This window comes from Microbacterium sp. 22296, assembly GCF_052045385.1.
GTDB lineage: Bacteria > Actinomycetota > Actinomycetes > Actinomycetales > Microbacteriaceae > Microbacterium.
Window position 1 is genome coordinate 68,924 of the sequence record NZ_JBQEOS010000001.1, and the last position, 17,479, is coordinate 86,402.

Below are 17,479 nucleotides of genomic sequence, written 5' to 3' on the forward strand. Positions count from 1 at the left end.
ACGAAGCGGGCAGAGTTCACGCAGGCAGCGTCTCGACGAACGCCTGAAGGGCCACCCGGTACGCGGGGTCGGGGTGCGTCTCGGCGATGCGCAGCAGCGGCGGGAGGTCGAGCGTGCGGATGAGCACCGCGCGTTCGTGAACCGCGGCATCCGCCCCGGCCGCCCTCAGCAGGGCGATGCCCTCGCCGAGCGCGTCGAGGTAGTCGCGCAGCACGTCGAGTTCGCCGAGTCGCTGGGTGATCGAGCCGCCGTCGCGGCGCTGCCGCCACTCGACGACCACATCCGGGACCACGTCGAACGTCCCGGCGAGCGTGTACATGCGCTGAGCGAGCACCTGATCCTCGTAGTAGCGCCCCTCGGGGAAACGCAGGTCGTGCGCGCGCCAGAAGGAGGTGCGGCTCACCTTGGACCACGCGACGATGTTCCCGGATGCCGCGGGGTGCGCCGCGAGGGTCGTCCGCTCCCGCGACGGGTCGGTGGCCGCGGTGACCCACGGCTGCACGTCGCCGGCGGTGTAGCCGTGTCCGTCGGCATCCGGCCGCAGACGAACGTACGCGCCCACGACGAAGTCGCTACCCGTGCGTTCGAGGGTGGCGGTGAGGCGTGTCAGCGCCTCGGGCCGCATCCGATCGTCGGCGTCGAGGAAGGCCGTGTACGGGGTGTCGACGAGGGCGAGCCCGGTGTTGCGCNCGCGCTGCCGGTCGTGGCGCACGAAACGGAACCGCGGGTCGGCGGCCGCGGCGTCGGCGAAGATGCGGGTCGTGTCGTCGGTCGACGCGTCGTCGACCAGCACGGCGGTCCACCGGGAGTGCGTCTGCGCGCGGAGCGAGTCGAGCACCTCTTCGGCGTATTCGGCGACGTCGAAGCCGGGAACGATGACGGTGACCGCGGGGGAACTCACCCGCGCGATCCTATGGCCGAAACCGCATCGGCGACCGCATCGGCGACCGGGTCCAGCGATGCCGTGATCCCGTGCGGCAGCGTGAAGCGCACGGCGGTGCGCGCCACGTCGTGACCGACGCCGAGGGCCGTCAGCACGTGCGAGGCCTCGTCACTGCCCGCCGCGCACGCGGATCCGCTCGAGGAGACGATCCCGCGGCGTTCGAGCTCGAGCAGCACCGTCTCGCCGTTGGTGCCCGGGAAGACGAAGCTCGCCGTACCCGGCAACCGCCGGGTCGGGTGCCCGGTCACCCGGGCGCCGGGGACGAGGGTGAGCACCCGGGCGGTGAAGGCGTCGCGAAGGGCCGACACCCGCGCGGCCTCGTCGCCACGCTCCGCCTCCGCGAGTTCGAGGGCGCGGGCGATGGCCACCGCCCCGGCGACGTCGGGAGTGCCCGAGCGACGCCCGCGCTCCTGTCCGCCGCCGTGCAACAGCGGCTCGAACGGCAGCCGGCCCCGGACGGCGAGGATGCCGGTGCCCTTCGGCGCGCCGATCTTGTGGCCGGCCACGGTCACGGCATCCGCCCCGAGCCCGGCGAAGGGCAGCCACCCGGCGGCCTGGACGGCGTCGAGGTGCAGCGGCACGCCGCGGGCGTGGGCGACGGCCGCCAGGGCACCGGCATCCTGGATCGTGCCGACCTCGTTGTTGGCGTAACCGACACTGACCAGCGCCGTGTCGTCGCGGAGCGCGTCGGAGAGGACCTCGGGCGTGAGGGTCCCCGTCGCGTCGACCGCCGCGTGGGCGACCTCGACGCCGTGGAGGCGCGCGAGGTAATCGGCCGAGGCGAGCACCGATTCGTGCTCGATCGCCGTCGTGACGAGGTGCCGGCGGTCGGAGCCCAGGACGAGACCCTTGATCGCGGCGTTGTTCGACTCGGTGCCGCCGGAGGTGAACATCACGTCGCCGGCGCGCATACCGAGGACGCTGGCGATGCGGCGGCGGGCATCGTCGAGGGCGGATGCCGCGGCCTCGCCCACCTCGTGATGGCTGGACGGGTTGCCGAAGAACCGCGTGAGGTAGGGCGCCATGGCCTCGAGCACCTCGGGGCGCACGGGGGTGGTCGCGGCGTTGTCGAGGTAGAGCGTCACGCCGTCTCGATACGGATGTCCAGGCCCAGATCCAGCGACGGAGCCGAGTGGGTGAGGGCCCCGACCGAGATGACGTCGACCCCGGTCTCGGCGATCGCGCGCACGGTGTCGAGCGTCACCCCGCCCGAGGCCTCGATCTGAGCGGCCCCGGCGATGCGGGCGACCCCCACCCGCAGGTCGTCGAGCGAGAAGTTGTCGAGCATGATCGTGCCGACGCCCGCGGCGAGCACCGCGTCGATCTGGTCGGGTCGATCCACCTCGACCTCGACGTGCGTGGTGTGCGGGAGCCTCGCGATCGCGCTCTCGAGGGCCTGGGTCACCGAGAGCCCGCTCGCCGTCAGCACGGCGAGGTGATTGTCCTTCGCCATCACGGCATCCGAGAGCGAGAAGCGGTGGTTGTGGCCGCCGCCGTCGCGCACCGCCTGACGCTCGAGTGCGCGGAGCCCCGGAGTCGTCTTGCGGGTGTCGACGATCCGGGCACCCGTGTGCGCGACCTCGGCCACGTACCGGCTGGTGAGTGTCGCGATCCCCGACATGCGCTGGACGAAGTTGAGGCCGATCCGCTCGGCGGTCAGCACCGCTCGCGCGGGACCGGTGACCAGCGCGAGGGTGTCGCCCGGCGCGAACCGCTGCCCGTCGGCGACCCGCTGTTCGACCTCGACGGACGAGTCGGTGAGCGTGAAGGCGGCCGCGAACACCTCGGCGCCGCTGAAGACGCCCTCGACGCGCGCGACGAGCACGGCCCGCGCGGTCGCATCGGCCGGGATGAGCGTGTCACTGGTGAGGTCGCCCCAGGGCGCGTCCTCTTCGAGGGCGGCCGAGACGACGCGATCGATGGCGGCACGGGTCAGCATGCGAGGACCTCCTGGGGCAGGGGAGCGGATGCCGAGACATCGGGCGCGGTGGTGGGGTGGGGCCTTGCGATGACCGTGCTCGCGGCGGAGATCGGCGCGCTCGCCGCGGCAGTGCCCGGGGCGGGGAGGTCCGGTGTCCCGGCGTCGGAGCGGTAGTGCGCACCGACCGATCCGGTGCGGGCCCGGGCCGCGGCGACGACGTGGCGGGCGACGAGAAGGAGGTTGGCATCCTCGATCGACCGAGGCGAAGGGACGGCACTCCACGCCGCGAGGACTCCGGCCGCGCGGTCCAGACCGGCCGCATCGCGGACGAGTCCGGCCTCGGTCCACATCAGACTCTGCAGCGCGGTGCGTGAGAAGGGCTCCGCATCCGGCGCCGGGTGCGGGAGCGACGGTGGTGCCGCGGTGGTTCGCTTCGCCGGAGGAGCGACCGGCCACGCGCGCTCGCGCGCCACGGCGTCACCCGCGCGCGCACCGAACACCGCTCCCTCGAGCAGGGAATTGGATGCCAGCCTGTTCGCGCCGTGCACGCCCGTCCGGGCCGTCTCGCCCACCGCGTACAGCCCGGGCACGGTGGTGCGTCCATCGAGGTCGGTCACGACGCCGCCCATCAGATAGTGCGCCGCGGGCGTGACGGGGATGGGGTCCACGGCCCAGTCGAGACCGCGCTCCCGCACGGCGGCGTCGATGGTGGGGAAGCGCTGCGCGAGACGCTGCGCTCCCAGCGCTGTGGCATCCAGACGCACCGGACGCCCGTCCTGCGCGGCCATCGCCCGCGCGTTCGCGCGGGCCACGACGTCGCGCGGAGCGAGTTCGCCGTCGGGGTGCGCGTCGAAGCAGAAGCGGCGTCCGGCATCGTCGATGAGCGTCGCGCCCTCGCCGCGCACGGCTTCGGACACGAGGAACGGTGCTCCGACGGCGAGGGCCGTGGGATGGAACTGCACGAACTCGAGGTCGGCGACCGCCGCGCCCGCGCGCAGCGCCGCGGCGATGCCATCGCCGGTCGCCCCGGTCGGATTCGTGGTGTGCGCGTAGAGCTGACCCGCGCCGCCCGTGGCGAGGATCACGGCGTCGGCGGCGATGCGCTCGCCGCCGTCGAGCTCGACGCCGACGACGCGCTCACCGCGGAGCACGAGGTCGCGCAGGAGCGCGTGCTCGCGCACCCGCACACCGGCGCCGCGCACGGCGGCGCCGAGCGCCGCCTGGATCACTGCCCCGGTCGCGTCGCCGCCGGCGTGCAGCACGCGCGGCATCGCGTGCGCCGCCTCGAGCCCGCGGGCGAAGTCACCGTCGGACGTGCGATCGAAGCCGACGCCGCGCGCGACGAGTTCGGCGATGAGTGCGGGCCCCTCACCGACGAGCACGTTCACCGCGGCCGGGTCGTTCAGCCCCGCGCCCGCGGTTCTCGTGTCGGCCGCGTGCGAGGCGAGGCTGTCGGCGGGGTGGGTGACGGCGGCCACACCGCCCTGCGCCCAGCGCGTGTTGGTGTCGGACAGGTCGCCCTTCGTCACGATGGTGACGTGGCATCCGTGCTCCGCCGCGTGCAGCGCCGCCGTGAGACCGGCGATGCCGCTGCCCACCACGACGACGGTGGTCACTTCACCGCACCGCTGGGCTTGGCCGCGAGCATGCGCTCGAGGGCGACCGTCGCGGGGGCGGCGACATCGGACGGGACCGTGATGCGGTTGACGACGTCACCTGCGACGAGCGATTCCAGGACCCACGCGAGGTAGCCCGGGTGGATGCGGTACATCGTCGAGCACGGGCAGACCACGGGGTCGAGGCAGAAGATCTCGTGCTGCGGGTACTGCGCGGCCAGGCGCTGCACGAGGTTGATCTCGGTGCCGATGGCGAAGGTCGTGGGCTCTGTGGCGGCGGCGATCGCCTTGCGGATGAGGTCGGTCGACCCCGCTTCGTCAGCGGCATCCACGACGTCCATCGGGCACTCGGGGTGCACGATCACGCGGACGCCGGGGTGCTCGGCGCGCGCCTTGTCGATCTGGTCGACGGTGAAGCGGCGGTGCACCGAGCAGAAGCCGTGCCAGAGGATGACGCGACTGTCCTGCACCTGCTCGGCGGTCGAGCCGCCGAGGGCTTTGCGCGGGTTCCACAGGGGCATCTGCTCGAGCGGCACGCCCATCGCCTTGGCGGTGTTGCGGCCCAGGTGCTGGTCGGGGAAGAACAGCACGCGGCGCCCGCGCGCGAAGGCCCACTCGAGCACGGTCCGCGCGTTCGAGGAGGTGCAGACGATGCCGCCGTGTCGGCCCACGAAGCCCTTGATGGCGGCGGAGGAGTTCATGTACGTCACCGGGATGACGGGCACGAGGCCGTCGGCATCCGGCGTCTCGAGGTCGCCGAGCACGTCTTCGAGCTGCTCCCAGCACTCCTCGACCTGGTCGATGTCGGCCATGTCGGCCATCGAGCATCCGGCGGCGAGGTTCGGCAGGATCACGGCCTGTTCGGGGCGCGAGAGCAGGTCGGCGGTCTCGGCCATGAAGTGCACGCCGCAGAAGACGATCGCCTCGGCCTCGGGGTGCTCAAGGGCCGCATTGGCGAGCTGGAACGAATCCCCGACGTAATCGGCGTGGCGCACGACCTCTTCGCGCTGGTAGAAGTGCCCGAGCACGACCGCGCGGTCGCCGAGAGCGGCCTTCGCCGCACGGATGCGCTCGTCGAGTTCGTCGTCGGTCGCGTCGCGGTACTGCTGGGGCAGCTCGCCCTGGCGTGGGGCACCGGTCGGGATGACGTCGCCCATCGACGAGCCCGGACCGTACCCGGGACGGCTGTCGAAGTCCCAGGGGCCGACCGCGAGGTCGGTGGTGCACGTGGCGTCGATCGACGCGCCGGAGACGATCGCCTGGATCGCGTGGTCGACGCTCGGGTCGATCGCGGGGCGGGGCTGCAGGGTGAGGGGCGTGGCGGACATGGGCGGTTCCGATCAGTGACGGGTGGGGAGCGGGCCGCGGTCGGCGAGCTCCACATCGCGGTTGTAGCGGTAGAGGCGGGCGGGGCGATGGCTTCCCGTGCGGAAGCGCTCGGTCGGGATGAGGGTGTCGGACGTGTCGACCTGACGGCGGAAGTTCGCGGGATCCAGTCGTTTGCCGAGAATGGTCTCGTTCACCTCGCGGAGGTCGGCGAGCGTGAATTCATCGGGCAGCAGGCCGTGCGCGATCCGGCTGTATCCCACCTTGTTGCGCAGGCGCCAGAGCGTGTACTCGACGATGTCGTCGTGGTCGAACGCGAGGGCCGGGAGGTCGGTCGCGTCGAACCACTCGACGTTCTCGGGGGCGTCGCCCTCGCGCGCGTGGGCGGCGACCTGCGCGTCGACCTCGTCGGAGCGCAGCAGCGCCCAGTACACGATCGACACGACCCGGGTGGGGGAGCGGTCGACCGCCCCGAACGCGTAGAGCTGCTCGAGGTAGCTGGGGGTCAGCCCGGTGGTTTCGGCGAGGGTACGGGATGCCGCGACGTCGAGCCCCTCGGCCGGGTCGAGCCATCCGCCGGGCAGCGCCCACCGGCCGTCGAACGGGTCGCGGGTGCGACGGACGAGGGGGAGCGAGAGCACGGGCTCGTCGTGCGCGTCGCGGCGCACGCTGAAGATCACGGTCGAGACCGCGACGCGCACGTCGGCGTCGCGGATCTCGGGGGCAGGGGTTCTTGTCATGGTGACCATATCTCCGGATCGATCTTAGTGTCATGTCGACCCGAAGGGCGAATCGGCGTCGTGGACATGGCTTCGGGGCGGGTTTCGTCCTTCGGGGCGCGCATCGCCCGCCCCGGTGCGCGCAATGCGCCCCGAACCCTGCGCCGAGTCGCCGCTGCGGCGGCACGCGCGACGCGCGCGCGGCGCGAGCGGCCCGCGCGGGGCCCGGGCTGCGGGGCGTGATCATGTCTTTGGGGCGCGATCTGCCGCCCCAACCCGCAGATCACGCCCCGAACCATGCCGACGCCCGAGCAGACCCCGGCCCGGCCGTGTCGAAAGGGTTCTCTCAGATGCGCGGCCTAGCGTGAGAGTCGGATTGGGGAGGTCGGATGCCGCTCATCGACATCGTTCTGATCGCCCTGCTGGTGATCGCACTCATCACGGGCCTGGCACGCGGGTTCCTCGCGACCATTGGCTTCTTCGCCGGTCTCGCCGTCGGCGCCGTGGCCGCGTACTGGGCGACGCCGTTCGTGGGGCAGTGGGTCACGTCGCCGTCGTGGCGCGGGCCGGCGATGATCCTCACCGGCATCCTGCTTCTACTCATCGGCTCGGGTCTCGGCACCGCCGTGGGCGGCGTCATCCGTCGCGGTGCCGATCGCATCAAGCTGCGGGTGCCCGAGCGACTCCTCGGTGGAGTGGTCAACGTCGCCGCTGCGGCGCTCGCCATCTCATTCGCCGCCGGATCATTGACGCCCGTGGGCCTGCCGGTCGTGTCGGCGGCGCTCGGCTCCTCGACCGTGGTCCGGACGATCGACGACCTGACCCCGGCGCCGGTGCGCGGGGCGCTCGCGGAGCTCCGCGGAACCGTCTTCGCCGAGGGCATCCCGCGTCTCGGTCAGCTCATCCAGATCGGCCCCGTGCCCAGCGCCCCCGCTGTCGCGCTCGACGATCCGGCCCTGACGCAGGCGGCGCAGTCGGTCGCCCGCATCTCGGGCACCGCGTACGCGTGCGGTGTGACATCGAGCGGTTCGGGGTTCGTCGTGGCCGCTGACCGCGTGATGACGAACGCGCACGTGGTCGCCGGCGTCGACACACCGGTCGTGGAACTGCCCGGTCGCCCCGCCCGCGAAGGACGCGTGGTCTATTTCGACCCCATCGACGACATCGCCGTGGTCGCCGTCGACGGTCTGGATGCCGCGCCCCTCCCCATCGTCTCGACGCTCGACGTCGGATCGTCGGCCGTCGTGCAGGGATACCCCGGCGGAGGGCCGTTCACCTCGGGCAGCGCCCAGGTGTTGTCGGAGGGAACGGTCCCCGTCCCCGACATCTACGACAGCTCCTCGTCGTCGCGCGACATCTTCGCGCTCGCCGCGATCGTCCGCCCCGGCAACTCCGGCGGACCGCTTCTCACCACGGGTGGTGAGGTCGGCGGGATCGTGTTCGCCCGCTCCGACACCGACGACAACGTCGGGTACGCCATGACGTCGGTCGAGCTCGAGCCGGTCATGGCGCAGATGGATGCGCTGGCGGTGCCCGTGGCATCCGGGAGCTGTACGCGGGGCTGAGCATCACCCGCCGCGCCTGTGGAGAGATTCCGAGGCGTGTCCGCCGATTTCCCTAGGGTCGCCGCATGGCTGACCGATATGCGATCGACGTCTCCGGCTTCCTCGACCTCGCGGCGCGGACGGCGCAGCGTCTCGATGCGCTCGCCCAAGCCGTCTTCGGAGTGTTGTTCGTCGCGGAGGAGATTCGCAATGCCGTGGCCCCGGCGCCCGATCTCGCCCGCGCCCTCGCGAAGGCGGTGGACCCCTGGGTGGAGCGCGCGACGGCCCTCGCGGAGCACGGGGGAGCGGTGCTGTCGGCCGCTGAACACGCGGTCGTCGAATACTGCCGCGCGGATGCCGCGATGGCCGTCGACACCGACCGCGCAGCGTCCTCGCGTGGTCACGGACGCTGGAGGGTCTCGTGAGCAGCGCTGGTCTGGACCTCCCGGAGGTGCCCGTTCGCTCCGATGAGCTCGAGCGAACCGCGCTTCGTCTGCGGGGCCGGTGCGGTGCGGTCGCCGCGTGCGCAGAGGACGTGGTCGCGGGATGGCGCGAACTGCGCTCGCGGTACGACGCGCCCGAAGTCGGGGAACTGACCGACAGGATGACGGCTCTCGCGGAGGGCGGCACCCAGACGAGTGAGACGTTCGCGCGCGTGGGTGAGGTGCTGAGTGAACTGGTCGACGGGCTCCGCCTCCTCGAATGGCGTCGATCCGTCCTGGCCGACGAGGCCGCGCGCGGAGCCTCGGGAGCGGCGTTCGCGCGCACAGATCTCGATGTGACAGTTGCACGCCTGCGGTCGAACATCGCCGGTGTGCTCGACGAGGCCTGTCGGGATCTCGCCGGTCTGGCCGCGCCTCCGCCCCTGCCGCTGGCGGCTGTCGGGGGCACGGGACCCCTCACCGGGCCGCGCATCACGTGGCAGGTGCAAACGGAGCGGGCGGCGCGCGAAATCGTGCTCGCCCCGCTGGTCGAAGCCGCACGCGGCGGCGCAGGACGCGTGCGGACACTCCTCGCAGACCACCCCGAGTGGGCGGACCGGATCCGCCGGCGCCCGCCGGCGCCGGGAGAGATCCGCGACTGGTGGAGTTCGCTGACATCTGCTGCGAGGACCGCTCTCACGAACGGGGCGCCCAACGTGGTGGGCGCGCTCGGCGGAGTGCCGCCACTCGATCGCGTCGCCGCGAACCGGGTCGTTGCGCGCGATCGGGTCGCGCTCGTCGACAGAGACATCGCGCACTACGAGGCACTCCTGACGGACGGGACGATGGCGACCTTACGAACGGAGCGGCAGAGCACGCTCGACCGCCTCACCGCCGAACGCGCATACCTGGAGCGCGTCGTAGCCGGCGACGTGCAGCTCGTCCTCTACCAACCGGAAGAGAACCGCATCGCCGAAATGATCGGCACCCCGGGTCCGGCCACGCAGCGGGTGCTGACGTACGTGCCGGGGACGTTCACGTCGGTGCAGAGCTTCTATCGGGGTGGCGCTCAGGCGATGCCGGCGTGGCTGGTGGGCCAGGATGCCGAGATGGTGGCGTTCGCATGGAAGGGCACGGAATTTCCGGGTGACAACGAGGGGCACGAATGGTCCGATCAATTGAACGGCATTCTCGAAGCCAACGGATCATCGCGGGCGCTCCCCGCGGGTGAGACCTTGGCGCAATTCATGGGCGAGATGCGGAGCGACCCGGCCGTGGGCCACGCGCGTCAGATCGGGGCGGGTTACAGCTGGGGCTTGGTTCCCCTCACCGGTTCGGAAGCGGTCGGCACTCATTACGACTCCATCCATTCCTTCGCCGGAGCGTGGATTCCCCGAGAATGGACCGCTGATCCAACCACGAGCTACTTCCATTGGAGCTATACGGATTTCCTCTCCATGGCGCAGGACGCGGGATTGGTGGGGGAGGGCCGCAACCCGGATGTCACCGCGCCCTTCGACAAGCACGTCTACGATCGGCCAGGCGACTACGACGTACCGCTGGGTGGTGATCTGGCGCCCTTCGTGGATCCGGATGGACCGTCCTTCCGCGGATCATTCTCGCCAGTCAGAAATCACGACCTCGTAGTCGACGTGTCGCCGGAGAACTTTCCGCTGCTGAACAGCCTGTCCGAGGAGATGTTCCGTTGAAGATGCGTGCAACTCGCAGCGTGACGCTTTTGGCCTTCGCCAGCCTGCTCCTCACGAGCTGCGCGCCGCCCGGCGGTGGAGTGGACGAGAGTATGACTCTGGATCAAGCGAAGGCTCGCGCTCAGAGCATCGAACGTGAGATCGCCGAGACCCTTACGCCGGATGTGTTGACCGACATAGACCAGCGATCGAAGGGCACGTTCCTCCCGTGTTCCGGCGGCGAAGGCGAGCATTGGGCCGGCGGGTTGACGGCATCCGTCATGGGTGATCCCTCTCCAGAGCGCGTCACCGGCCAGATCGCCTCACATTTCTCCGATCGAGAGGATCTGATGGTCCGCCTTCGGGTGGACCATGACGATTCGTTGGTGGACATCATCGGCGCACACGGCTCGATGTGGATCGTGCGGTACTCGCGAGAGCAGGCTGAGCTAGACGTCGACTCTTTTGCGCCGTGCGTTCGCCTGCCGGAGGGCGTGTGGCGGGGCGACAAGTATTGAGGTGCGCTTCAATCGAGCGACATTTGCGGCTGTGCCCCGCCCACCCCTCCGATAAGCTGACCCCACAAGTCCACACCGGCCCCATGATCGATGCGGGAGAGCTCCGGCGAACGCAGCCGGGCACCGAAGGAGCAAGCCTCCCCGCCAATCTCTCAGGTACGCGTACCGCGTCGATCGGGCCACTCTGGAAAGTGATCCGGGTGCAGTGCGCCGGATCCGCCGACGGTGAAAGCTGCGCGTCCGCAACGCGGCAGTGAAACTCTCAGGCCCATGACAGAGGGGGAGTTCTCCAGGCGCCGACCGGCGTCTGTCCGTCATCGCGAACGGCAGAACTCATGACCGAAACCCCCGCTCCACCGCGCACGTCGCCGCTGCACGATCGGCACGAGGCCCTCGGTGCCTCGTTCACCGACTTCGGCGGCTGGAACATGCCCGTGCGCTACACCTCCGACCTCGCCGAGCACCGCGCGGTGCGCGAGGCCGCGGGACTGTTCGACATCTCGCACATGGCCGAGTTCCGCGTCGAGGGTGCCCGCGCCGCGGCCTTCCTCGATTACGTGCTCGCCGGACGCCTGTCGACCATGAAGATCGGCAAAGCGAAGTACTCGCTCGTGCTCGCCGAAAGCGGCGGCATCGTCGACGATGTCATCGTCTACCGCACGGGGGACGAGAGATTCCTCGTCATCTCGAACGCCGGAAATCGGGATGCCGTGGCGGCGGCGTTCGACCTGGCTCAGCGCACGTGGGTCCCCGCGTCGGCCGAGGTCCCTGCGCCTGTCGATGGTCCCGGAGCCCCCGCGTCGGACGCTTCGACAGGCTCAGCGACCGACGCTCGCACAATGGAGATCGCCAGCGCCGCGATCGACTTTCCCGACGCCGCAACCGAGGTCCCTGAGCCTGTCGAAGGGACCGGAACCCTCACGGTCACGGACGACACCGACCAGTACGCCCTCATCGCCCTCCAGGGCCCCGAGGCCCGCGGCATCCTGAAGTCCACTCCGGGGGTCGAGGTCACCGGCACCGCCCTCGATGAGCTCGGCTACTACGCCTGGACCGAGGGGGCCTTCCAGGGGGCGCCGCTGTTCGTCGCCCGCACGGGCTACACCGGCGAGGACGGGTACGAACTGATGATCCCGACCGCGCAGGCCGGCGCGCTGTGGGACGCCGCGCTCGCCGCGGGTTCCGACCGAGGACTCGTCCCGTGCGGACTCGCCGCGCGCGACACGCTGCGCCTCGAGGCCGGGATGCCGCTGTACGGCCACGAGCTCTCTCGCGACATCGTGCCCGCCCAGGCCGGTCTCGGTCGCGTGGTGGCCGTCGACAAGTCGGCGTTCGTCGGCAAGGACGGCCTCTCGTCGGGTCCCGCAGGCGCCCCCGTGCTCGTCGGCCTCGTCTCGACGGGCCGCCGCGCCGGTCGAGCCGGATACGCCGTGCTGCACGGTGACGACGTCGTCGGCGAGATCACCAGCGGCGCCCTCAGCCCCACCCTCGGCCACCCCGTCGCGATGGCGTTCGTCGCGCCCGCGGCATCCGGACTCGGAACCGAACTGACCATCGACGTGCGCGGAACCCGCATCCCCGCGACCGTCACCGCCCTTCCCTTCTATCGGAGAAACGCATGACCGACCTCACCGCCCTCAGCTACACGTCCGAGCACGAGTGGATCTCGATCGACGGTGACGTCGCCACCGTCGGCATCACCGACTTCGCCGCCGACAAGCTCGGCGACGTCGTCTTCGTCGAGCTCCCGGGCGCCGACTCGTCCGTCGCCGCCGGCGACGTCTGCGGAGAGATCGAGTCGACCAAATCGGTCGGCGAGCTGTATGCACCTCTGACGGGCACCGTCGTCGAGGTGAACGACGCGGTCGTCGACGATCCCTCCCTCGTGAACGCCGAGCCGTTCGCCGGCGGCTGGCTCATCAAGATCCGCGTCGAGGGCGACCTTCCGGCCGACCTGCTCGACCGCGCCGCCTACGAGGACCTCACCGCATGAGCACCCTTCTCCCTCCGCGCACCGACGCGGTCCGCCAGACGGTCCCTGAGCTTGTCGAAGGGTTCGTCGACCGCCACATCGGCGTCGACGCCGCGGCGCAGGCCCGCATGCTCGAGGTCGTCGGCTACGACAGCGTCGACGAGCTCGTCGAGACCGCCGTCCCGGCATCCATCCACGTCCGCCCTCGTGCGACCAGCTCGATTCCGCCGGCTGCGACCGAGGCCGAAGCGCTCGCCGAACTGCGCGAACTCGCCTCGACGAACCGTTCGGCGCGCCCGCTGATCGGTCTGGGCTACCACGACACCTTCACCCCGTCGGTCATCGCGCGCAACGTGCTCGAGAACCCGTCGTGGTACACCGCCTACACGCCGTACCAGCCCGAGATCTCGCAGGGTCGGCTCGAGGCACTGATCAACTTCCAGACGATGGTCACCGACCTCACCGGCCTCGCCACCGCCAACGCGTCGATGCTCGACGAGTCCACCGCGGTCGTCGAGGGCATGCTCGTCGCCCGTCGTGCGTCGAAGGCAAAGACCGACGTCTTCCTCGTCGACGTCGACGCGCTGCCCCAGACCAAGGCGCTGCTGCACCATCGCGCCGCGGCGGTCGGCATCCGCATCCACGAGACCTCGTTCGACGGCGAGCTCCCCGAGGCGTTCGGCGCGTTCGTGCAGTACCCCGGCGCCACCGGGCGCGTGTGGGACTTCTCGGCCGTCGCCGATGCCGTGCACGCCGCGGGCGGGCTCGTCGTCGCCGCCGCCGACCTGCTGGCGCTGACCCTGCTGCGGTCGCCGGGTGCTCTCGGCGCCGATGTGGCCGTGGGCACGACGCAGCGCTTCGGCGTCCCCCTCGGCTTCGGTGGACCCCACGCCGGCTACATGGCCGTGCGGGCGGGACTCGAGCGTCAGCTGCCCGGTCGCCTCGTGGGCGTGTCGCAGGATGCCGTCGGCGCCCCCGCCTACCGCCTGTCGCTGCAGACGCGCGAACAGCACATCCGCCGCGAGAAGGCCACGTCGAACATCTGCACCGCCCAGGTGCTGCTGGCCGTCATGGCCGCGATGTACGCGGTGTACCACGGGCCCGACGGGCTTCGCGCGATCGCGACACGGGTCGCGCAGAAGGCCGACATCCTGGCATCCGCCCTCCGCACCTACGATCTGACGCTGGCATCCGAGGCGTTCTTCGACACCGTGCGCGTGCACGTCCCCGGACGCGCGCAGGACGTGGTCGACCGCGCCCGCGAGCGCGGTTACCAGCTGCTGTGGGTCGACGACGCGACCGTGGGCGTCTCGGTGGACGAGACGACGACGGATGCCGACATCTCGGCCGTCCTCGGTGCGTTCGGCCTCGCGACCGAAGAACTGCCGGAGGGGATCGCTCTGCGCGGGGTCGACGACGCCCTTCATCGCGACGACGACTACCTCACCCACCCCGTCTTCCACGTGCACCACAGCGAGACGGCGATGATGCGCTACCTCAAGTCGCTCGCCGACCGCGACTACGCGCTCGACCGCGGCATGATCCCGCTCGGTTCGTGCACGATGAAGCTGAACGCCGCCACCGAGATGGCGGCCGTGTCATGGCCGGAGTTCTCGCGCGTGCACCCGTTCGCCCCCGAGGCCGACGTGCACGGCTACCTCGAGATGATCGACCAGCTCGAACGGTGGCTCGCCGAGGTGACCGGCTACGACGCCGTGTCGCTGCAGCCCAACGCCGGCTCGCAGGGCGAGCTCGCGGGACTCCTCGCGATCCGTGGCTACCACCTCGCGAACGGCGACACCGAGCGCACGGTGTGCCTCATCCCGTCGTCGGCGCACGGCACGAACGCCGCCTCCGCGATCCTCGCGGGCATGAAGGTCGTCGTCGTCGCGTGCGACGAGGCCGGCAACGTCGACCTCGGCGACCTGCGCGCGAAGATCGCGCAGCACGCCGCGGAACTCTCCGCCCTGATGATCACCTACCCCTCGACGCACGGGGTGTACGAGCACGACGTGCTCGAGATCACGCAGGCCGTGCACGACGCCGGCGGACAGGTGTACGTCGACGGCGCCAACCTCAACGCCCTGCTCGGATTCGCCCGCTTCGGCGATCTGGGCGGCGACGTGTCGCACCTGAACCTCCACAAGACGTTCGCGATCCCGCACGGCGGTGGCGGACCCGGCGTCGGCCCGGTCGCGGCCAAGGCGCACCTCGCGCCCCACCTCCCGTCGCACCCGTTCTCGCAGCGTGCCGACCACGCCGGGGGCACGTTCGACGGCGGCCCCGTGTCGGCGGCGCCCCACGGCTCCGCCGGCATCCTCCCGATCTCGTGGGCCTACGTCCGCATGATGGGCGCCGAGGGGCTGCGTCAGGCCACGGCCGCCGCCGTGCTGTCGGCGAACTACATCGCGGCGCGCCTGCGCGAGCACTACCCGGTGCTCTACGCCGGTGAGGGCGGCCTGGTGGCGCACGAGTGCATCCTCGACCTGCGTCCGCTCAAGGAGCAGACCGGGGTCACCGTCGACGACGTGGCCAAGCGTCTGATCGACTACGGCTTCCACGCGCCGACGATGTCGTTCCCGGTCGCGGGCACGCTCATGGTCGAGCCGACCGAGAGCGAGGATCTCGCCGAGCTCGACCGGTTCGTGGATGCCATGATCGCGATCAAGCACGAGGCCCTCGCGGTCGCGGCGGGGGAGTGGCCCGCCGACGACAACCCGCTCGTGAACGCCCCGCACACCGCCGAGACGGTCGTCGTGGGCGAGTGGGAGCACCCGTACTCCCGCGAGACGGCGGTGTACCCCGTGCGCTCGCTCATCCGCGGCAAGTACTGGCCGCCGGTCCGCCGGATCGACCAGGCCTACGGCGACCGCAACCTGGTGTGCTCCTGCCCGCCGCCGGAGGCTTTCGCCTGACTCGCGGGCCGCTCGGCGACCGTTCCTCAGAGCGGTCGCCGAGAAGCCGCGCGCGGAACCGCGGACGGGGAGATCGTGCCTGCCCTCACCCCACCCACCCCGCGTTCGCACAGCGGGCGTTTAGTAAGGTTCCCGATGTGCATCACGGCGTGAACGAGGACCTTCGACCGACCCGACGACGCGGTGGCCCGGGACGCGTCATCGCCCTTCTCGCCGCCGTGGGGATCGTCCTCGCCGGGTGTTCGGCTCCGGAGCCCGCGCCCGAGACGGAGCAGGAGGCGCCTGCCCCCACCCTGACGGTGGGCGTCGTCGGCGCACTGACCAGCTTCAACGCCGCCTCCGCGACCGGAGACACCCCCGCCAACCGGGCCGTGGCTTCCCTGCTCGACGAGAACCTCGGGTCGCTCGACGGCGACCTGCAGGTGGTCCCCAACGACGGCCTCGGCCGCATCACCCGCGTGCAGGGCGACCCGCTGAAGGTCAGCTACGAACTGTTCGACGATCGCGTCTGGTCCGACGGCACGCCGGTCACCCTCGACGACCTGCTCTTCGGCTGGGCGGTCTCCTCGCACTTCTTCGACGACGCCACCTACGACGACGCCGGTCTGATCGTCTCGGGCACGAGATACTTCGACACCGCCACACCCGCCGACCCGAACGCCCGGACCGCGCGGCCCCGCGTCGACCGCTCCGACGACACCCTCACCCTCACCTACGACGAACCGTTCGCGGACTGGAACCGCCAGTGGCTGCTCGACCGTCCCGTGCACGTCGTCGCCGAACGCGCGGGCGTGAGCGTGGACGATCTGGTCACGGCGATCCTCACCGTCCCCGAGGGCGACCCGCAGGCTCCGGTCGAACCCAACGCGGTACTGATGGCTGCGGCGCAGGTGTGGAACACCGGCTTCGACGTGCCCGCGGGCACCGCCGTGGACCCCGCGAGCGTCGTGTCCGCCGGTCCCTGGACGGTGGCGGAGTCGACAGCCGACACGCTGAGCCTCGCGCGACGCGACAGTTACCAGGGCGCTCACTTCCCGGGCCTCGAGAAGCTGAACGTGCGTTTCTTCCCCGACCGGGCGGCGCAGCTCTCAGCCCTCGAGGCGGGGGTCGTCGACATCGCCAACGTGGGTGAGATCGATGTCGCCGAGCGCGAGACGCTCACCGATGCGGGCTATCAGGTGCAGGTCGGCCCCACCACCCAGACCCTGCATCTGCGGTTCGCCGACGAGACGGCATCCGATCTGCGCCAGGCGATGACCCTGGCCATCGACCGTTCGTCGATCGTGCGCGACGTGCTCGGTCCGATGCGTCCCGATGCCCAGCCGCTGCAGTCGTTCCTCTCCTCGTCGGCGACGGGGCAGCTCTACAACGACCTCGTCGCGGGCAACGGAGCGCCCGGCACGGGAAGCGATGTGGACGCCGCGCGCAACGCGCTCGGCGATCGCGCCGCCGTCCTCCGGGTGGCCTACGACGCGACCGACGAACTGTCGTCGCAGGTCTTCCCACGGCTCGTGTCGATGGGGGCGCGGGCGGGCATCGCCGTGCGCGCCGCCACGGCGGACGACGCCGCGGATGCCACCCTCTCGTGGGTCGGAGAGGACGAGAGCCTGTACCGGTCGGCGCGGGACCGCCTCGCCGAGGGTGTGGACGGCTCGAACACCGACGAGCTGTTCGCCGAGCTGACCGTGCACACCGATCCGGTCGACATCCTCGCCGAGGCGAAGGAGATCGACCGCTCGCTCTTCGCGGCCTACGCCGGCGTACCGTTGTTCGAACGCACGGGCGCTGTCGTCTCCGCCGAGGGAGTCGGGGGAGTGGACTACACCTCCGAGCCCGACGGTGTGCCCCCCGCTTTCTGGACCTGGTCAGGGCCCCCGCGGTAAGCGAGGCGGGAG

The 17,479-nt window shown here is 71.1% G+C and carries 14 protein-coding genes and 2 riboswitches; of the genes, 8 read left to right on the forward strand and 6 right to left on the reverse strand.

Annotated features, from left to right (window positions below):
• Nucleotides 1-16: 16 nt before the first annotated feature.
• From ACTJJP_RS00345 to ACTJJP_RS00370, 6 genes are read right to left on the reverse strand one after another with little or no spacing between them, the layout of a single operon-like run.
• The gene (locus tag ACTJJP_RS00345; RefSeq protein ID WP_440773083.1) at nucleotides 17-901 is read right to left on the reverse strand and encodes a glycosyltransferase family 2 protein; all 885 of its coding nucleotides are present in this window, start codon (nucleotides 899-901) and stop codon (nucleotides 17-19) included.
• Nucleotides 898-2,028 carry a cysteine desulfurase family protein gene (locus ACTJJP_RS00350; protein WP_440773084.1) on the reverse strand — a complete coding sequence of 377 codons (1,131 nt, stop codon included), beginning with the start codon at nucleotides 2,026-2,028 and terminating at the stop codon, nucleotides 898-900. The genes ACTJJP_RS00345 and ACTJJP_RS00350 overlap by 4 nt, the downstream gene beginning before the upstream one ends.
• Nucleotides 2,025-2,882, reverse strand: coding sequence for a carboxylating nicotinate-nucleotide diphosphorylase (gene nadC, locus ACTJJP_RS00355; protein ID WP_440773085.1), 858 nt, complete (start codon nucleotides 2,880-2,882; stop codon nucleotides 2,025-2,027). Before nadC ends, ACTJJP_RS00350 begins: the two co-directional genes overlap by 4 nt.
• On the reverse strand, nucleotides 2,876-4,480 hold the full coding sequence (gene nadB / locus ACTJJP_RS00360; RefSeq protein WP_440773086.1) for an L-aspartate oxidase: 1,605 nt from the start codon (nucleotides 4,478-4,480) through the stop codon (nucleotides 2,876-2,878). Before nadB ends, nadC begins: the two co-directional genes overlap by 7 nt.
• Nucleotides 4,477-5,808: a quinolinate synthase NadA gene (nadA, locus tag ACTJJP_RS00365; RefSeq protein WP_440773087.1), complete on the reverse strand. Its 1,332-nt coding sequence runs from the start codon at nucleotides 5,806-5,808 to the stop codon at nucleotides 4,477-4,479. The genes nadB and nadA overlap by 4 nt, the downstream gene beginning before the upstream one ends.
• Nucleotides 5,809-5,820: 12 nt before the next feature.
• Nucleotides 5,821-6,546: an NUDIX hydrolase gene (locus ACTJJP_RS00370; protein WP_440773088.1), complete on the reverse strand. Its 726-nt coding sequence runs from the start codon at nucleotides 6,544-6,546 to the stop codon at nucleotides 5,821-5,823.
• A 368-nt stretch (nucleotides 6,547-6,914) separates the two neighbouring features.
• On the opposite strand from ACTJJP_RS00370, the gene ACTJJP_RS00375 reads away from it, so the two are divergent.
• The 8 genes from ACTJJP_RS00375 to ACTJJP_RS00410 all read left to right on the forward strand — a co-directional run bounded on the left by ACTJJP_RS00375 (nucleotide 6,915) and on the right by ACTJJP_RS00410 (nucleotide 17,467).
• Nucleotides 6,915-8,090, forward strand: a complete 1,176-nt coding sequence (locus ACTJJP_RS00375; protein WP_440773089.1) for a MarP family serine protease — start codon at nucleotides 6,915-6,917, stop codon at nucleotides 8,088-8,090.
• Nucleotides 8,091-8,155: 65 nt separating this feature from the next.
• Nucleotides 8,156-8,494, forward strand: a complete 339-nt coding sequence (locus ACTJJP_RS00380) for a DUF6507 family protein (protein ID WP_440773090.1) — start codon at nucleotides 8,156-8,158, stop codon at nucleotides 8,492-8,494.
• Between the two features lie 110 nt (nucleotides 8,495-8,604).
• The gene (locus ACTJJP_RS00385; RefSeq protein ID WP_440773091.1) at nucleotides 8,605-10,200 is read left to right on the forward strand and encodes a hypothetical protein; all 1,596 of its coding nucleotides are present in this window, start codon (nucleotides 8,605-8,607) and stop codon (nucleotides 10,198-10,200) included.
• Nucleotides 10,201-10,220: 20 nt separating this feature from the next.
• On the forward strand, nucleotides 10,221-10,697 hold the full coding sequence (locus tag ACTJJP_RS00390) for a hypothetical protein (protein ID WP_440773092.1): 477 nt from the start codon (nucleotides 10,221-10,223) through the stop codon (nucleotides 10,695-10,697).
• An 83-nt stretch (nucleotides 10,698-10,780) separates the two neighbouring features.
• Nucleotides 10,781-10,875: riboswitch (glycine riboswitch) on the forward strand.
• Nucleotides 10,876-10,984, forward strand: a riboswitch (glycine riboswitch).
• Nucleotides 10,985-11,032: 48 nt separating this feature from the next.
• The gene (locus ACTJJP_RS00395; RefSeq protein WP_440773093.1) at nucleotides 11,033-12,319 is read left to right on the forward strand and encodes a glycine cleavage system aminomethyltransferase GcvT; all 1,287 of its coding nucleotides are present in this window, start codon (nucleotides 11,033-11,035) and stop codon (nucleotides 12,317-12,319) included.
• A complete protein-coding gene (gcvH, locus tag ACTJJP_RS00400) occupies nucleotides 12,316-12,690 on the forward strand; it encodes a glycine cleavage system protein GcvH (RefSeq protein WP_440773094.1) in 375 nt (124 codons plus the stop codon). Before ACTJJP_RS00395 ends, gcvH begins: the two co-directional genes overlap by 4 nt.
• Nucleotides 12,691-12,797: 107 nt before the next feature.
• Nucleotides 12,798-15,584, forward strand: coding sequence for an aminomethyl-transferring glycine dehydrogenase (gene gcvP / locus ACTJJP_RS00405; protein WP_440773662.1), 2,787 nt, complete (start codon nucleotides 12,798-12,800; stop codon nucleotides 15,582-15,584).
• A 149-nt stretch (nucleotides 15,585-15,733) separates the two neighbouring features.
• Complete coding sequence (locus ACTJJP_RS00410) at nucleotides 15,734-17,467, forward strand: ABC transporter substrate-binding protein (protein ID WP_440773095.1); 1,734 nt, start codon at nucleotides 15,734-15,736, stop codon at nucleotides 17,465-17,467.
• The last annotated feature ends 12 nt before the right edge of the window (nucleotides 17,468-17,479 follow it).